Annotated in this window: 8 protein-coding genes and 2 pseudogenes; 7 read left to right on the top strand and 3 right to left on the bottom strand. The window is 70.8% G+C overall.

What is annotated here, in order from left to right:
* The first annotated feature begins 8 nt into the window (after positions 1-8).
* On the top strand, positions 9-947 hold the full coding sequence (locus O7631_RS19955) for a hypothetical protein (protein ID WP_278145610.1): 939 nt from the start codon (positions 9-11) through the stop codon (positions 945-947).
* On the opposite strand, the pseudogene O7631_RS33280 reads toward O7631_RS19955, so the two are convergent.
* From O7631_RS33280 to O7631_RS19945, 3 genes and pseudogenes are all read right to left on the bottom strand, one after another.
* A pseudogene (locus O7631_RS33280) lies at positions 944-1,723 on the bottom strand (PKD domain-containing protein); the annotation flags it as partial. The gene O7631_RS19955 and the pseudogene O7631_RS33280 overlap by 4 nt on opposite strands.
* Positions 1,724-3,187: 1,464 nt before the next feature.
* A pseudogene (locus O7631_RS33275) lies at positions 3,188-6,559 on the bottom strand (GH92 family glycosyl hydrolase); the annotation flags it as partial.
* 288 nt (positions 6,560-6,847) lie between these two features.
* Positions 6,848-7,927, bottom strand: coding sequence for a glycoside hydrolase family 19 protein (locus O7631_RS19945; protein WP_278145608.1), 1,080 nt, complete (start codon positions 7,925-7,927; stop codon positions 6,848-6,850).
* 450 nt (positions 7,928-8,377) lie between these two features.
* Between O7631_RS19945 and O7631_RS19940 the strand changes: the two genes are divergently transcribed.
* The 6 genes from O7631_RS19940 to O7631_RS19915 all read left to right on the top strand — a co-directional run bounded on the left by O7631_RS19940 (position 8,378) and on the right by O7631_RS19915 (position 17,076).
* Positions 8,378-9,406, top strand: a complete 1,029-nt coding sequence (locus O7631_RS19940; RefSeq protein ID WP_278145607.1) for a polysaccharide deacetylase family protein — start codon at positions 8,378-8,380, stop codon at positions 9,404-9,406.
* 88 nt (positions 9,407-9,494) lie between these two features.
* Positions 9,495-10,433 carry an acetamidase/formamidase family protein gene (locus O7631_RS19935; RefSeq protein WP_278145606.1) on the top strand — a complete coding sequence of 313 codons (939 nt, stop codon included), beginning with the start codon at positions 9,495-9,497 and terminating at the stop codon, positions 10,431-10,433.
* A gap of 110 nt (positions 10,434-10,543) precedes the next feature.
* Positions 10,544-11,962, top strand: coding sequence for a PQQ-binding-like beta-propeller repeat protein (locus O7631_RS19930; RefSeq protein ID WP_278145605.1), 1,419 nt, complete (start codon positions 10,544-10,546; stop codon positions 11,960-11,962).
* A gap of 67 nt (positions 11,963-12,029) precedes the next feature.
* On the top strand, positions 12,030-13,133 hold the full coding sequence (locus tag O7631_RS19925) for a DUF559 domain-containing protein (protein ID WP_278145604.1): 1,104 nt from the start codon (positions 12,030-12,032) through the stop codon (positions 13,131-13,133).
* Positions 13,130-13,834 carry a hypothetical protein gene (locus tag O7631_RS19920; protein ID WP_278145603.1) on the top strand — a complete coding sequence of 235 codons (705 nt, stop codon included), beginning with the start codon at positions 13,130-13,132 and terminating at the stop codon, positions 13,832-13,834. The genes O7631_RS19925 and O7631_RS19920 overlap by 4 nt, the downstream gene beginning before the upstream one ends.
* Complete coding sequence (locus O7631_RS19915; protein WP_278145602.1) at positions 13,831-17,076, top strand: ATP-binding protein; 3,246 nt, start codon at positions 13,831-13,833, stop codon at positions 17,074-17,076. The genes O7631_RS19920 and O7631_RS19915 overlap by 4 nt, the downstream gene beginning before the upstream one ends.
* Positions 17,077-17,080 lie beyond the last annotated feature (4 nt).

The raw sequence follows: 17,080 nt of genomic DNA, 5'->3' as shown, positions 1-17,080 counted from the left end.
TTGGGGGCATGACCGGACGACATCTCAACCCGCGAGTGATGCAGCTCGCCTTCGGTGTTTTCGCCCTCACCGCAGGCACCTTGACCGCGCTGCGTCCCGACCCACCGCATCCGCTTTTCACTACCGCGGCGACATCCGGATACGCGCTCGCCGCACTGCTGTCGTTCGGCGGCTGGCTCGCGCTCGGACACCCCGCGCTCGCCGCCCGTACCCGGCAGGTGCTGATCGTCTTCCATCTGCTCTTCGTGCCGGCTCAGTTCCTGTTTCTGCTCGCCCACGCCACACCGTGGCTCGGAATGGCCCTGTCCTCGGCGATCGCGGTCGGCCTGAAGCCGCGCTTCCCCCGCCTGGGGCGGACGCCGCGCAAGGTGTGGCTGACGCTGCACGTCGGCATCGGGGTCGGTTGGCTGGGCGTCGCAACCGGCATGCTGTTGCTGGCAGTCACCGGAGCGGTGGCCGACAGTCACGAGCTACAGCACGGGGCTTACCTGTTACTGCACACGTTCGAAATTCTGCTGGCGATCCCGAGTGCCTTTCTGGCGATCATCACCGGTGTCGTGGTCTCGCTCGGCACCCCGTGGGGTCTACTCAAACACAGGTGGGTGTTGGCCAAGCTGGTCATCGCGCTCGCCCTACCATTCCTCGCTGTCTTCGAAGGCCCCTGGATCGAGGAACTCGAGGCCCGCAGCGCATCCGGCCCGATCGACACCGGCACCACCGGGATGCTGCTGATCGGTGCCATGGGACTGTTCGCCGCCCTGCTGTGGGCCGCGACGATCCTCTCCATCTTCAAGCCGGGCGGGCGAACCCGGTGGGGCCGTCGCACTGACGAACGAGTGGGCCGCGCCGGCAGGGAGCCGGCACAGCCCACTCGTGATTCGTCACCCCGTCTCGCGTCACGACAGGTCCAACGAGCGACCTTTCATGATCTGCGAGGCAGTAGTTAGCCGGTGACGGTGAACGGTCGGGACACCTTCGTGGCCGACGTCTCGCCGGTCAGCGTGACGCTTGTCGCCCCGGGCTTCGCCGCTCCCGGAACGCTCACCGTCGCGCCCGAGATGACACCGTCACCGTTCGCGCGCACCGTGGTGACCGCGACGCCGTCGCCGAAGGCGATAGTGACCACCTCGTTCGGCACGAACCCGGAACCGTCGACGGTGATCGCCGTCGCGCGCGGCCCCGAGGCCGTCAACAGCGCCACCCTCGGCTGGTAGGTCCGCGCCTGCGCCTGCTCGGTCACCTGGACGGTGGCCGTGGCCGGCGTACGGGAGGACGCGCCGGTCGCGGTGACCGCGTACCGGCCGGGTTGCGCGTCGTCGGACGTCGGAACCGAGACTCGTACGGTTCCCTTCGCCGAGGCCGCGACCTTCGTGGTCCGGGCCGGGTCGGTGCCGACGCTGACCGTCACCTGCTCGCCGGCGGCGAACCCGCTGCCGTCGACGGTGATCGCGCCACCGGTCGTGACGCTGCCCGCCGAGGAGAGCGCGATCGCCGGCTGCGATCCACCCCTCGCGACGGTGACGGTGAACGCCTTGGTGCTGCTGGACAGCGTGTCCCACGCGGTGACGTGCACCGTGTAGGTGCCCGCGCGGGAGTAGGTGTGCTGCCCGGTCATGGCACCGGACGCGTCGATCGTGACGTCCTGCGGAGCCGTGCCGTCACCCCACTGGACGCGGGCGCGGTAGCCCGCCGTGCCGGGAACGCCGCCGGTCACCGAACCGAGGCTCGCCGTGAGGGCCTGCCCGGCGTTCGCCGTCTGGTCCTTCGGCGCGTCGGTGGTCAGCGCGGGGGCCGGCGTGCCGTCGTTGGCGACGGCGAACACGTGGATCCGGCCCGCCGAGCGGGGGTCGCCGGTCTGCGTCGGCAGGGTCACCGACACCAGCGTCTTACCCGCCGGGATCTGGTACGGCGCGGTGGCGAACAGGAACGGCTGGGCGCCGTCCCGGCTGGTGCCGTGCAGTCGGTACGCCGTCTTGGCGACGATGACGTTGCCGTAGGACGGGGTGCCGTTGGCGTTGCCGCCGAGCGTCCAGTCGCTGAACTGGATCGGGATGTCGGCGGTGCTGCCGTCGCTGAACGTCGCCGTGCCGGTGGTGCTCTGGTTGCCCTGCGTACCGGCGCCGATGAACGAGATGGACCGGGCGTCGGCCGGCAGGTCGAGAACGACAGTCGAGCCGTTGCCGGTGGCGTTGTCCGGCTGCCCGGGCGGGATCACCGGCAGGGTGAACCGCAGTGCCGTTCCGGGGACCTGCTGCCGCTGGCCCTGGACCGCGCCGCCCGCCGTCAGGGCGGCCCGCGAGTACGCCCACGACTTCGCGTCGCAGTCGGCCGCGAGGACCCCTTCGTCACCGATACAGACGCTGTCGAAGGCGGCGGTGAGGCCGGACGGCGGGGCGTACGCCACCTCGACGCCGACCGTCGCGGAGGTCTGGCTCTCGCCGTCGGTCACCGTGACGCTGGCCTGGTGGTAGCCCGGCGTGGCGTAGGTGTGCGATCCACCGACGCTGTAGACGGCCCGCGAGCTGAGCGTCAGGGTGCCCTCGGTCGCCGGCGTGCCGTCACCCCAGTCGATGGTGGCCCGGTAACCGTCGGCGGCGCCGCCGGTGACGGACGCCAGCGGCACCGAGACGGGCACACCGGAGGTGGCGTGCACGCTGCCCGTGGCCGTCACCGTGATGTCGCCACCGCCGATGGCCAGGTCCCCACCGGCGAGCAGCTCGATCTCGGCGAGGTTGGTCTGCGCGGCGCCGACGGTCTTCGTCACGGCGAGCCGGAACTGCGCGAACTTGCCCGGCTTGTCGATCGGGTACGGACGGGTCTGGTTGCGCCACCGGAACACCTGGTCGGTGCGGGTGTCCAGAGTGGTCCAGGTGATGCCGTCGTTGGAGCCCTGCAACCGCCAGTCCGCCGGGTCGCCCGCAGCCGCCCCGGACGTCACCGTGTAGTACGTCGGCTTCTGCTTGCCACCGCGGTTGGTCCAGGTGATCTGCGGCGTCGCCGAGGTGAGGGTCAGCTGCGTGGTCGACGAGTCGTCGAACAGCTTCGACGCGTCCTGACCGCCGGTCGCGGTAGCGGTGCCCAGACCGGGGCCGGTGGTGTCCTGCAACGGCTTCGGCGCGTCCTCGCCCTTGGTCAGCGACGGGGGCGCGTCCTTCTTGCCACTGCCCCAGGACGACGGGTTGGGGCCCATCTGGAAGTCGATGGTGCCGCCCCTGGCGAGCGTGGCCACGTCCACCGACAGGCCGCGCTGCTTCTTGCCGTTGACCTTGACGTCCTGCACGTAGATGTTGCGCGTGCTGTTGGCCGGCGCGTTGACGACGATGTCGCCGGTGGGCCGACGCACCATCATCCTGGTGAACTGCGGCGAACCGATGGTCCACTCGGCCGAACCGGCCTGCAACGGGTAGATGCCCAGCGAGCTGAGGATGTACCACGCCGACATCTCGCCGTTGTCCTCGTCGCCCAGGTAGCCCTGGCCGATCTCGCTGCCGACGTAGAGGCGGCGCAGGATCTCGCGTACCGCCGCCTGCGTCTTGGCCGGCGCGCCGGCGAAGTTGTACATGTACGGGATGTGGTGCGACGGCTGGTTGCTCATGCCGAGCTGACCCATCCGCACCGCGCGGGCCTCGATCATCTCGTGGATGATGCCGCCGTACCCACCGGGGCGGTCGGCGTTCTCCGGGGTGGCGAAGAACGTGTCGAGCTTGTTCCGCAGCGCCTGCTGCCCGCCGTACAGGTTGGCGAGGCCCTGCCCGTCCTGCTGGGCGGTGAAGGCGAAGTTCCACCCGTTGGTCTCGGTGTAGACGCCACCCCAGTCCAGCGGGTCGCCGGCGAGGAAGTTCCCGGCGGCGTCGCGGCCCTGGAACAGCTTCGTTTTCGGGTCGAACAGGTGGACGTAGTTGCGGGCCCGCTCCAGGAAGTAGCGGGACTCGTCCTTGAGCCGGGTGCGCTCCGACTTCGGCGTGGCCGGGTCCTTGGCCAGTGCCGCGGCCATGTTGCCGATGCCGTAGTCGTTGATGAAGCCCTCCAGCGCCCACGACACCGACTCGCCGGTGGAGGTGGGCGTGTAGCCGAGGAACAGGGAGGTCTCGATGCCCTTGCGGCCGACCGCGCTGCGCCCGGACGCGACCGTCGCGTCCTTGACCGCCGCGTCGTACGCCGCGAGCGGGTCGGGCAGCTTGACCCCGGTGAGGTACGCCTGGGCCAGCGCCACGTTGGCGCTGGTGCCGGTCATCAGGTCGGCGTACCCGGGAGACGACCAGCGGGCGATCCAGCCGCCGTCGCGGTAGTGCTGGACGAACCCGTCGGAGATCTTCGCGGCGACGTCCGGGTACAGCAGCGCGTAGGCGGGCCACACGGTGCGGTAGGTGTCCCAGAAGCCGTTGTTGACGTAGATCTGCCCGTCGACGATCTTCGCGCCGGTCTGGGTGGGGGTCGACGCGCCGGTGGGAGCGGAGACCGGGCTCGCGTACTGCCAGCGCGGGGCGGCGGCGGTGCCGGTGTTCTCCGACTGCGAGTTCGGGTAGAGGTTCAACCGGTACAGGTTGGAGTACATCGTGACGAGCTGCGATTCGTTGGCGCCACGCACCTCGACCCGGCCGAGCCGGTCCTTCCACGCTGCCGTCGCGGCGGCGTGGACCTGGTCGAAGCTCCTGCCGGTGACCTCCAGGTCGAGGTTGCGGCGGGCCTGGTCGACGGAGAGGAACGACGTCGCGAGGCGCATCGTCACCTCCCGGTTGGTGGAGACGTCGAAGGTGGCCGACGTCGCGGCGGAGGCCGTGGGCGCCCGGTCGAAGGCACCCGCCACGAACATACGGCTACGGCCGGCGGACAGGCCACTTCCGTTGTCCACCCAGCCGGTGAGCGTGCCGTCCGTGCCGATGGTGAACGTGCCGTTGTAGAAGACGAGACTGCCGGTCGCCTGCCCGGTCGGGAAGGTGAACCGCATGATCCCGGCGTGGTCGGTCGGCGACATCTCCGCGACGAGGCCGTTCTGCAGCGTGACCCGGTAGAGGTCCGGCCGGGCGATCTCGTCGTCGTGGCTGAAGGCGAGCGCGCGGCTGGCCGGCTGGCCGGTCAGGGAACCGCCGCCGACGACCGGCATCACCGACATCTGGTTGCGGTCACCCATCCACGGGCTCGGCTCGTGGGAGATCGCGAGGCCCTGCAACATGGGCAGGTTGGCCGCGTTGTTGATCCGGTGGTACTCGTACTCCCACGAGTTGGAGGTGGCGTCGGTGACCGGGGTGAAGAAGTTGAACCCGTTCGGCACGGCGGTGATCGGCAGGTTGTTGCCGCGCGAGAATCCGCTCGTCGAGTTGGTGCCGCGTCGGGTGTCGACGTAGTTGGTCAGCGTCGAGCCGTCGATCGCCGCCGGCGCCCCCGTCAGCTCGATGTCGTCGAGCCACCCCTGGAAATGGGTGTCGGCGACGGCCTGCGGGTTGTCGTACGCGAGCAGGATGCGGTCGATCGTCTTGCCGCGCGCGACGGTGCCGAGGTCGGTCTGCACCAGGTTCCACTGGTCGGCGAAGAGCGCCTTGGACGCACCCTGGCCGGCGGCGGTGAGCGGGTTGCCGTGCTGGTCGACAGGCGAGCGTCCACTCAGGTAGCTGCCGTCGGTGAAGTGCAGGTCGACGGCGGCGTAGGTGGACGGGTACCGGGCGTTCCCGGCGGTGAACTCCGGGAAGATCTTGTACGACAGCCGGGTCTTCGGCCCCACCGGGACGTTGACGTCGAACAGCTTGTTGGTGGCGTACGAGCGGCCGTCGCCCTCGGCGCCGCCGGAGTAGCGCAGCGCGGCGAGACCGGTGAACCCGGCGTCCGGCTTCGTGGTGTAGCCGCCGTTCGGGCCGGCGGTGGCCTCGCTGACCATCGGGGTGGCCGGCGGAAGGACGTCCGAGCCGTCGCCGACGTTCCAGTCGGCGAGTTGCAGCAGGTCGTCGCCGGAGTTCGCGGTGACGTTCAGCCGGTAGTACGCGTAGGCGTTGCTGTTGGTGACGCTGTAGCGGTTGGTGGCGAACCGGCCGCCGAACGTCTCACCGGAGCGCTTGTCCAGGTCGGTCCACGACGTGCCGTCCGTCGACCCCTGCACGACGAAGTCCTTGGGGTCGCGGCTCGGCGCGTCGTTGGCGGAGGTCAGCGAGTAGCGCTTGACCGTCACCGGTTCGGCGAACCGGTAGGTCACCCAGCCGGTCGTCTGGAACACGAGCCACTTTGTCGACGAGTCGTCGTCGGCGAGGTTGGCGGCGATCTCGCGGGGCTGGTATTCGTCGCTCGCGGTCACCGCGCTGACCTGCCCGAGCAGGCTGCCGGGCAGCGTGGTGACGGTGCCGCTCAGGTTCGCCTGGATCGGCTTACCGTTCGCGCCGACCTCCACAGTGCTGGTGGCGGGCTGTGGCTCGGCGGTCTCGAACGAGGAGCTGAAGTCGCCCGGCGTCGCCGAGGCGGGAGCGGCGTTGGCCAGGGGTGCGGCCACGAGCAGGCCCAGCGGCAGCAGGACGGCTGTCGTCGCGGCGACCAGGCGGGGAGACAGGGGGCGTGCAGGGGGGCTATGTGACATGGGGGACGGTGCCTTTCGACTCGAACCGGTCGAGTACGTCGAAGGTCGGGGCAGTGTGGAGCGTGCGGTGGCGCTGATCAGGCCCTGACATCGTTGTCATACCGGCTGGCGATCAACGAGAGTCGGGGCGGTGAACTGTTCGCTGATAGTTCCGGGCGCACCACGGCCCTGTCAACGGGTTGACCGGAGCGAGGCGTACCGGGCCTCGACGCCACACGGTGAATGCGCTGTGGCATCTAGATGCCACAGCGGAATCAGGCTGCGGACGCGCCGAGGCCCGGCCGCGGATCAGCAGTAGAGGTTGGCTCCGGCCGACACACCGAGGATGCCGACGAACTGCTGGTACCTGGTGACGCGGCTCTGCACCTGGGCGGGGTTACCGCCGTTGCACTCGATCGAGCCGTTGATGCTGCGGATCGTCTGGCCGAACCCGGCCCCGGTGACCATCGCGTTGTGGGCGGTCATGGTGCCCGGCCCGTTCTGGGTCATCCAGTACCAGATCCCGGTCTTCCAGGCCACCGCGGCATCGTTCTGCACCAGCCAGGGGTTGGTCAGCAGGGGCAGGTTGAGCGCGATACCGGCGGCGTTGTAGTTGAAGTTCCAGCTCAGCTGGATCGGCCCGCGCCCGTAGTAGGCCGCCTGTCCAGCCGGGCAGCCGTAGGACTGGCCGGGGTCGCAGTAGTGCGGGTAGTTCGCCGTGTTCTGTTCGACGATGTGCACGAGCCCACCGGTCTCGTGGTAGACGTTCGCCAGGAAGGCCGCGGCCTCCTGACGTTGCACAGTGGTGCTGCCGCTCTTCGCGAACGCCGGATAGGCGCTGAGCGCGGCGACGAGCCCGGAGTAGGTGTAGAAGGAGTTGCGACCCGGGAACATCTGGTTGAACTGGGCCTCGGTGACCACGAAGCCTCCCGGGTTGGTGGGCGGCGGGGTGGTCGGCGGTTGGCCACCACAGGTGTACGGCTCCCAGTACCAGGTGCTGACGACCGGGTCGTACCCGGGATTGTCGTGCTCGGCGACGTAGTAGAGACCGTTGGTGTACCGCACTATGGCTCCGGCGGCGTACCAGGTACCGGCGACCCAGTTCGGGTGGTTGCACGTGCCGCCGGTGGGCGGCGTGGTGCCTCCCCCGCACGCTCCGAGGTCCTCCCAGACGCCTGTCGTCCCGGGTGGCGCCTCGTTCTGGGTCCACCACTTCGCCCGGTAGTTGCGGCCGTTGTGGGAGACCTGGGCGTCTCCCCAGTAGACGGCAGAGGCCTGCCACGATGCCGAGCAGGCCGCCGCCGACGCGGCGGTGGGCGGGATGACCGCGACGAACGTCCCGGCGACGATCAGTGCCGCCAGCGCGACCAGCGCGCGCAGTCTCGTCATGTGCTCACTCCTTCCTGGAACTCCAATGACCGGAATCCAGCCTGATATCGATGGCAGTAACTGTAACATCTTCTGTTCACAATCTTTACTGTTTCCTTGACGCCGGCCGGGGATGACCACCGGGCGTCACGCTGGCATCGACACCGGTATTTCCGGCAGCTTTCCGGATCATGTCGCGACGGATCGGACGCCAGGCACGGTCGAGCCGCTGAACAGACGACAACCAGCCAGTCAGACATGCAGTACAGGGACCGATCGGCCGCCCACAGTGTCCGGTGACGCGTTCCGGAGCTGTTCCGGAAGTTGTTGACGCGTTGGAATTCCCGCTGTAATACTCCGATCCATCGAGGTCAATGCGAGCCACGCCGGCCGGCAGGACCTCCCACTCATCCACACCCGTCCGGACCGTGCTGCCCAGGCATCCGGCCGGCCTGCGCGAAGGGGCACCAGATGAGCAGGCTCTTCCCCCGCACGGCCCTGCGGTCGAGGCGGTTGCGCGCGGCGCTCGCCGTCCTCGCCACCGCCGTCGCGATGTGCGGCGTCGTCCTCGCCGCCACCACGACCTCTTCGAGCGCCGCGACCTGCAACGGGTACGTCGGCCTCACCTTCGACGACGGCCCGACCGGCAGCACCAGCGCGCTGCTGAACGTGCTGCGCAGCAACGGCGTACGGGCCACCATGTTCAACGTCGGACAGAACGTCCAGAACAACCGCTCGGCGGCGCAGGCACAGGTCTCCGCCGGCATGTGGGTCGCCAACCACAGCTGGAACCACGCGCACATGACCTCGATGAGCCAGTCGCAGATGCAGTCGGACCTGTCTCAGACCAGCTCGGCGATCCAGTCGGCCACCGGCGTCCGGCCGCAGCTGTTCCGGCCGCCGTACGGGGAGACCAACTCCACCCTCCAGTCCGTCGCGTCCTCGCTCGGCATGCGCCAGGTGCTGTGGGACGTGGACTCCCAGGACTGGAACGGGGCCAGTGTCAGCCAGATCGTCTCCAACGCGAGCCGCCTGCAGGCCGGTCAGGTCATCCTCATGCACGACGGGATCCAGAACACCCGCGACGCGATCCCCCAGATCGTGGCCAACCTGACAAGCCGCAACCTGTGCCCCGGCATGATCTCGCCGTCCACCGGCCGGGCCGTCGCACCCGACGGCACGACCCCGCCGACCGATGGCGGCACCACCCCGCCGCCCGGCGGCGGTAGCTGCACCGCGACGGCGACGACCACGAACGTCTGGGGCGACCGGTACAACACGTCGGTGACGGTCAGCGGCGCCAACACGTGGACGGTGGTCGTGGCCCTCACCTCTCCGCAGCGGGTCTCCACCGTCTGGAACGGCACCGCCACCTGGGACAGCAGCGGCACCGTCATGACCATGAGGTCCAACGGCAGCGGCAACACCTTCGGCTTCACCACGATGACCAACGGCAACAGCGGCGCCCGTCCACAGATCCGCTCCTGCACCTCCGGCTGACACCGCCGGGGCGAGACGTGCGCGGCGGGTGCGCCCGGCACCCGCCGCGCACCGCGTCGTGCGGATCGCGTGCCACTAGCCTGCACCCATGCGCCACACCCTCACGCCCGGGGACGACACCCTGCACGGCCACTTCTCCCCCGACTTCCGACCGGTGCTCACCGTCGATCCCGGCGACACCGTCACCTACCGGACCCTGGACTGCTGGTGGTCGTCCGGCCCGTACCCCGGCGGGCCCAACCGGGACCGCCCGCGGGTCGCGCAGCATCGCCCCGACCACGGACACGCGTTGGTAGGTCCGGTCGCGGTCCGCGGTGCGCGCGCCGGCCAGACCCTCGCGGTACGCATCGACGCGGTCGTCCCGGCGACCTGGGGGACGACTGTCGCCGGCGGTTGGCCGAGCGACTTCAACGAGCGCTACGGCGTCGAGGAACAACCGGTGGTGCACGCCTGGACGCTGGACCCGGCGACGATGACGGGCCGCAACCAGCACGGCCACACCGTCGCGCTGCGTCCCTTCATGGGGGTGCTCGGCATGCCACCGGCCGAGCCGGGACGGCACTCGACGATCCCGCCGCGCCCCTGGGGCGGCAACCTGGACTGCAAGGACCTCACCGCCGGCAGCACACTTTTTCTGCCGATCCCGGTGGAAGGCGCGCTCTTCTCGGTCGGCGACGGGCACGCCGCGCAGGGCGACGGCGAGGTCGGGGGCACCGCGATCGAGTGCCCGATGGACGAGGTGACACTGACTCTCGACGTCCGGGACGACTTCCCGCTCACCGGGCCGGTGGCGCGCACCTCGGACGCGTGGCTGACCCTGGGCGTCGGCGCGTCCCTCGACGACGCCACGTTCGCGGCGCTGGACTCGATGCTGACTCTGATGCAGCGGCTGCACGGGCTCGACCGCGCGGACGCGGTGGCGCTGGCCAGCATCGCTGTCGACGTCCGGGTGACGCAGATCGTGAACCAGACCGTCGGCGCGCACGCCGTGCTACGCGACGACGCGCTGGGCTGGCCGGGGCGGTGACTGGTCGGAGTTACGGCGAGCCGATTGTGTCGGTGGCCGCCGTTAGCGTGTGGTCACTGTCGCCGCGCCGGCCACGTCGAGCCGGTCGCTGACCCCTCGGAGGCCCGCCCATGTCCCAGGAGACGACCTACCTCGAACTGTCCGAAGTGGACGGTGCGCACAAGTTTTACGAGGTCATCGTCGACAACGCCACGCTGACCGTGCGCTACGGCCGGATCGGCGACCAGGGTCAGGTCAAGGCGAGCGGCTACCCGGACAACGCCCGTGCCCGCGCGGCCGCGGCGAAGAAGATCGGGGAGAAGATCCGCAAGGGGTACGCACCGGCCGTCCCGGGCGTCCGGCAGAAGCGCTCCGTCTCCCGGCGGCAGATCGTCAGCACCCGCTCGACCGCGCACACCGCCCCGGTGCTCTGGCGCTACGACTCCGGCGCTCCCGCCTTCGGCATCTTCGTCGACGGGCAGCACTGCATGGTCGGCAACGAGCACGGCGTCATCACCACGCTCGACCACGATGCCCGGGTGCGCAGTCAGGTGCGTCTTCCCGACGGGGTGAAGTGCATCGTCGCCGACGACGCCTGGGTCTACGCCGGCTGCGACGACGGCAACGTCTACGACCTCTCCGGCAAGGTGCCCCGAGTGGCCTACGCGATCGCTCCGGAGATCGACATCTACTGGCTCGACATCCACGACGGCGTCCTGGGTGTCTCCGACGCCGACGGCGGGATCACCGCCGTCGACCACGAGGACGAGTTCCTGTGGCGCAGGCCCGGGCGGGGGCGCTCGGCCTGGATGGTGCGGTGTGACCGCGACGCGATCTACCACGGCCACTCCCAGGGCGTGACCGGCTACGAGTGGCGTACCGGCAGCGAGTTGTGGCACACCAGGACCGGCGCGGTGCTGTTCGGCTGGCAGGAAGACGGCAGCGTGTTCGCCGGGACGAGCACCCGTGAGGTGGTACGCCTGTCCAAGTCGGGTCGGCACGAGCGCAGTTACCTCTGCGACGCCCCGGTGTTCTCCTGCGCGACCGCCGAGGGCGGTCGGTACGTCTTCGCCGGCGACAGCCAGTCGTCGATCTACTGCTTCGACGCGGACGGCACCCGGCTGTGGAAGCTCGGCACCGGCTGCGGCTCGGCGTACTCGATGCAGTACCACGACGACCGGCTCTACGTCGTCACCACCGGCGGCCATCTGGCCTGCATCGACGCGAGCGAGCCGGCGATCCGCGCCGCGCAGGCCGGTGACGTGCCCGAGGTACGCGACATCAAGGCGCCCCGGCAGGCTCCACGGGCGGCGCAGCCGACAGTCGTCGAGGTGACCAGCGACCTCGGCGGTGGAGTGGTGGTGCAGTGCCTGGACGATCGGGGCCGGTTGCGCGTCCAGGTGCTGTCCGACGGCTACCGACGGGACTGGTCGGTGCAGTTCCCAAAGGGGATCCGCGAGCCGGGTGCCCGCTACCTGGTGACCGAGGTCCGCGAGTCCAGCCGCGGTGGTTACTACCGCGCGTACGGCGACATCCGCCGGCTGCGCTGAGCGACGGGCGCACCGCCTCGCCAGCGAGGGGTCCCGGCCGCACCCGTCGCTGTCGTAGGGTGCCGCCATGGCACACCCCGTCCGGGCCGACGGCGACGCCAGCGCGGCCTGGTGGGCTGCCCCGCCGACGGGCCGAGTCAGTCACCTGCCGGGCATCGACCCGGAACTGCTGCGGGTGGCACTCGACCCGTTACCCCCGGCAGCCCCCGCGATCGTGCACTACTGGCCCACTGTGACGGGTCCTCTCGGTGACCTCGTGGACACCCTGCTCGACCAACTGGACACCGCCGCCCTCGCGATGTTCCCCCGCTGGCTGACGGGGGCCGGCCATCTCGACAGCGAGGGCACGCTCGCGGTGGCGGCGGTGCGGGCACTCGCGGCCCGTACCGCCGCCCGCTCCCGGCACTTCGGTCCGTTCCTGGCCGACCTCGCCGAGCGAGGGCTGCGCGGCCCGCGCCGCCCCGCCGGCCGGTCCCGCTTCGCCCCGGGGGTACGCGCGGCCGGGCTCGCCCGGGTGATCTCCGGGGCGTACGACCGGGAGAGCTGCGTGCTGGTCGTGGCCCTGCCCGACCTGGACGCCGACGCCGAGCGGACGCTGGTGGCCGCCGCCGAGTGGCTCGTGCGGCACGGTGGCTTCACTGTGTGGTTGGCCGGCGGGCCATTGCGCCACGCCGACCGGGTGCGCGCGGTGACGATGCCGGTGCCGGCACGGTTCACCGGTCTGACCGACGCTACCGAACGGCTCCCGGCCGCCGCCGCCGAGTCGGAGTCGACGGTGCTGGCCTGGCCGCCGATCGCTGGCGTGCCCCGCGGTGACAGCCCCGCCGAACAGGCGTTGGAACGCGCGCTCGCGCCGCACGACTGGGCGCGGGGCCGACGGTGGAACCAGACCTACGAGTGGCACGTCCTGGCCGCCGCGTACCGTCTGGATCTGTTTTGGCCCACGGAGGGTCTTGCGGTCGAGGTGGACGGCCCGGAGCATCGTGGGCGAATCGCTTTCGCCAACGACCGGCGGAGAGACGTGCAGCTGCAACTCCTCGGGCTGGACGTGCTCCGCTTCACCAACGAGCAGGTGCTCACCGACGCGCCGGCGGTGGTCGACGGGATCCGTCGGCTGCTGGCCCGGCGACGCGCGGGCGGCACGCACCCCCATGGAGATGAGACATCATGACGAGCCCGGCGGACGTCCCGCACCTGACGCCGAACCAGATCAACGCCCTCGTGGTGCTGATGGTCGAGGCACGCCGACTCACCAACGTCGAGTTGAAAGAGCTGGCCGGTTTCACACTGACCGGCAAGGACAACACGAAGCTCGTCGACCTGGGCCTGGTCGACACCGATCGGACGCACCGGCCGTTCGCCCACGAGTTGACCGAGCAGGGCTGGCGGGTGGCACGTCAGCTGCACACCGCCGCGCCGCCGAAGGCGGGTGGCTCGACGACCCGGTCCCTGTTCGTCGTCCTGTCCAACCTGCACCGTTCGCTGGACCGGCTCCGGGTCAGCCACGGCGACTTCTTCAAGCAGACCGGGGCAACGGCCGCCCTCAGCGAGCCGCGACCCGACGCACCGGCACCCGCTGTGACCGCACCGGCCGCACCGGTGTCCGCGGCCGAGGTGGAGGCACTGGTCCGCTCGGCGTACCGGGATCTGGCCACCGCGCCGGGCGCGTGGATCGGCCTCGCCGACGTCCGCGACCGACTCGCCGACACCGACCGGGCAGCCCTCGACGCGGCGTTGCGGGCGATGGTCGGCCGAGAGGACGTCCGCATCATTCCGGTGGCGAACACCAAGTCGCTGACCGCACGGGACCGGGCTGCGGCTGTGCGCATCGGGAACGAGGACAACCACGCCCTGGCGATCGGCCCGGCATGATCTCGGAGGACCATCGGGCCGTGCTGGACGCGGTCAGTCTCAACCCGGCGGTCACCCCGGACGACGTCTGGCGACCCAGCCCACACAACGTGCCGGAGCTGCACGAGAAGGTGACCGCGGAGATCCTGCGGGGGGTGGCGCGGGCCCGCACCGACGACACGAGCATGCCGCTCGGCGTGGCTATGCAGGGCCGCGCGGGCGCCGGCAAGACGCACCTGCTGGGGGCGGTCCGCGAACGGATCCAGGGCGACGGCGGCTACTTCTTCCTGGTCGACATGGTCAGCGGCAAGACGTTCTGGGAGAGCGTGGCCCTGGCCCTGGTGGAGGGGATGGGCCGCCCCCACGTCGGCTGGGGCACCCAGTTGAAGACCTTCCTGCGTCGACTCACCCCCCAGCTCGGCCTGCCGGTGGAGGTGCGCGACGCGGTCGCCGGCACCCGACCGGTGACCCGTGCGCATCTCGACACGTTCATCTGGGCGCTGCGCGAGCGCGATCGGGAGGTCGGGCGGGACGCCCAGGACACCGCTCGGGCGCTCGTCCTGCACGGCGGCATCGACTTCGAGGCACAGGACGTCGGTTACGCCCACCTGATCTCCGAACCGGGTGAGCCGGCCGCACGGGCGGCGTGGGGGTTGAGCGCCGCGATCCGCACCCCCCAGCAGGTCGTGCAGGACATCTCCCGGCTGATGGCCCTGACCCTGGACCCCACGGTCATCGCCGTGGATCAGCTCGACACGCTGTTCGCCCAGACCAGCACCTCACTGCTCAACCAGCATCAGGGCCTGGAGGACGGCCAGGCCAGGGTGCTCGGCCCGATCGCCGACGGCCTGCTCAAACTCCGCGACATCACCCGCCGCACGCTGGTCGTCGTCTCGTGCCTGCCGGACACCTGGGTGCTGATGACCCGCACCGCGCCCAGCCCGGTCGCTGACCGCTTCCGTACGGCGACCCTGCCGGACCGGATCCCCACCCCGGAGATCGGGCAGGCCATCGTGGCGAAGCGCCTCGCCGCCGCCTATGCGGGTATGTACTTCGGGCCACCGCACCCCACCTGGCCGATCGCCCCCGCCGCCTTCGCCGACGCACCCACCCTGACGCCACGCGCCCTACTCCGCCGAGTGGACCGCCACATCGCCTGGTGCCGTGATCGCGACGACGTGATCGAGCTGGATCGGCTCATCGACGGCGCCGACTCGACGCCGACCGTCAGCGCCACCCATGGCGCTCCCGCCGATCCGACGACGGACGAGCGCCACCTGCACGAGCTGGACGCACGGTTCGCCGAACTGGTCGAGGCCGCGGACGTGTCGGCCGCAGTCGACCCGACCGGCGAGGACGAGCACATGCCGCCGCTGATCGCCGCCGGCCTCGCGGCCTGGATCGCCGAGCAGGCGCCGACCGGCGCCACCTACAAGTACGATCCGCCGCCCGGCCGTAAGCCCGCGCTGCACGGGCGGCTCGTCGAGGTGCTCGACGAGGCCACCGAGAACGAGGCGCACTGGTGCTTCCGGGCCATCGCGCACCCCAATGCCATCGCCGTCACCGCCCGGGTCAAGGCCGCCTGCACCCTCGCCGGGTTGGACCGGGACCTGCCGCAACGGCGGCTGATCCTGCTGCGCAACGGTCCCTGGCCCACCGGGAAGCGTACGACCGAGGTGTTGACCGGCTTCGACGCGGCCGGCGGCCTGCGCTTCGTCGTCTCGGAGGCGGACCTGCGGGTCTTCGCGGCGCTGCGGGTGATGGCGGCCGAACCCTCCACGGCCCTGCAGGAGTGGCTGGTGGCCCGCCGTCCGGCCAGCGGCACCGAACTGTTCCGCGCGGTCCTGCCCGGGCCCGACGGGACGCGCGACGGTGCCCAGCCGCCGACACCCGACGACGAGCCACCGTCCCGTGGTCCCGAATCCGACCCGCCGCGGGTGTCGGAAGCCGACGCTCCCGCCGACGTGTCGACCGGTGCGGCAGCCGGGCCCGTACCCGCTGACCAGGCCGACCTCGTGGTCGGCGAGGGCGGTCGGGCTGTCAGGCTGGGCCGGACCGTCGACGGCGCTCACCCCTTCACGGTTCCCCTGGAGTCGCTGCGTCGCCACGCCGTCGTGTTCGCCGGGTCCGGCTCGGGCAAGACCGTGCTGATCCGCCGGCTGGTCGAGGAGTGTGCCCGCGAGGGGGTCTCCGCGATCGTGCTCGACCCCAACAACGACCTGGCCCGACTCGGCGACCCGTGGCCCGACCCGCCGGCCGGCTGGGGCCCCGGCGACGCCGAACGCGCCGCCGACTACCTCGCACACACCGAGGTGGTGGTGTGGACGCCCCGGGTCACCGCCGGTCGGCCGCTCAGCTTCCAGCCGCTGCCCGACTTCACCTCCCTGCGGGACTGGCCCGACGAGTTCGACCAGGCCGTCCGCTCCGCCGTGGAGGCGCTCGCGCCACGGGCCGGCGTAGACCGCTCCGGCCGGCTCGCCCAGCAGGGCAAGGCCGTCCTGACCGAGGCCCTCCACGCGTACGCGCGCAGCGGGATGGTGGGCCTGCCCGGCTTCACGGAGTTCCTCACCGACCTGCCCGAGGGGGTCAGTCGGCTGGCCCGCGCCGGGAAGCTCGCCGAGGAGTTGGCCGAGGCGCTCAAGGCGGCGATGGTCACCGATCCGCTCTTCGGCGGGGTCGGCGCGCCGGCCGATCCAGGGCTGTTGCTGACGCCGTCGGCGGGACGGCGGGCCCGGGTGTCGGTGATCAGCTTCGTCGGCCTCACGTCCGACCAGGAGCGGCAGAGCTTCGTCAACCAGTTGCAGATGGCGCTCTTCGCATGGATCAAGCGGCACCCCGCCGGCGACCGACCGCTGGGCGGGCTGTTCGTGATGGACGAGGCGCAGACGCTCGCGCCCTCAACCGGCACCACAGCCTGCACCGCCAGCTCGATCGCGCTGGCATCGCAGGCCCGCAAGTACGGGCTCGGGTTGGTCTTCGCCACCCAGGCGCCCAAGGGTCTGCACAACCAGATTTCCGGCAACGCGACGACGCAGTTCTTCGGGCTGCTCAACGCGCCGGCGCAGATCGACGCGGCCCGGCAACTCGCCGAGGCCAAGGGCGGCCGGCTGCCGGACATCGGCCTGCTCAACAGCGGTGAGTTCTACGCGGCCGGGGAGGGATTCTCCTTCGTCAAGGTCCGCACGCCGCTGTGCCTGACGCATCACCCGAAGGCGCCGTTGACCCCAGAGGAGGTCGTCGCCCGCGCCCGTCCGGCTGGGTAGCCTG

Origin of the sequence: Micromonospora sp. WMMD967 (assembly GCF_029626165.1) — a bacterium.
Taxonomy (GTDB): Bacteria; Actinomycetota; Actinomycetes; order Mycobacteriales; family Micromonosporaceae; genus Micromonospora; species Micromonospora taraxaci.
This window is presented reverse-complemented; position numbering and strand designations above follow the sequence as displayed.

Coding starts and splice junctions, on each gene's coding strand:
- O7631_RS19955 (WP_278145610.1), top strand. CDS start 9: ATGACCGGACGACATCTCAACCCGCGAGTGATGCAGCTCGCCTTCGGT.
- O7631_RS19945 (WP_278145608.1), bottom strand. CDS start 7,927: ATGACGAGACTGCGCGCGCTGGTCGCGCTGGCGGCACTGATCGTCGCC.
- O7631_RS19940 (WP_278145607.1), top strand. CDS start 8,378: ATGAGCAGGCTCTTCCCCCGCACGGCCCTGCGGTCGAGGCGGTTGCGC.
- O7631_RS19935 (WP_278145606.1), top strand. CDS start 9,495: ATGCGCCACACCCTCACGCCCGGGGACGACACCCTGCACGGCCACTTC.
- O7631_RS19930 (WP_278145605.1), top strand. CDS start 10,544: ATGTCCCAGGAGACGACCTACCTCGAACTGTCCGAAGTGGACGGTGCG.
- O7631_RS19925 (WP_278145604.1), top strand. CDS start 12,030: ATGGCACACCCCGTCCGGGCCGACGGCGACGCCAGCGCGGCCTGGTGG.
- O7631_RS19920 (WP_278145603.1), top strand. CDS start 13,130: ATGACGAGCCCGGCGGACGTCCCGCACCTGACGCCGAACCAGATCAAC.
- O7631_RS19915 (WP_278145602.1), top strand. CDS start 13,831: ATGATCTCGGAGGACCATCGGGCCGTGCTGGACGCGGTCAGTCTCAAC.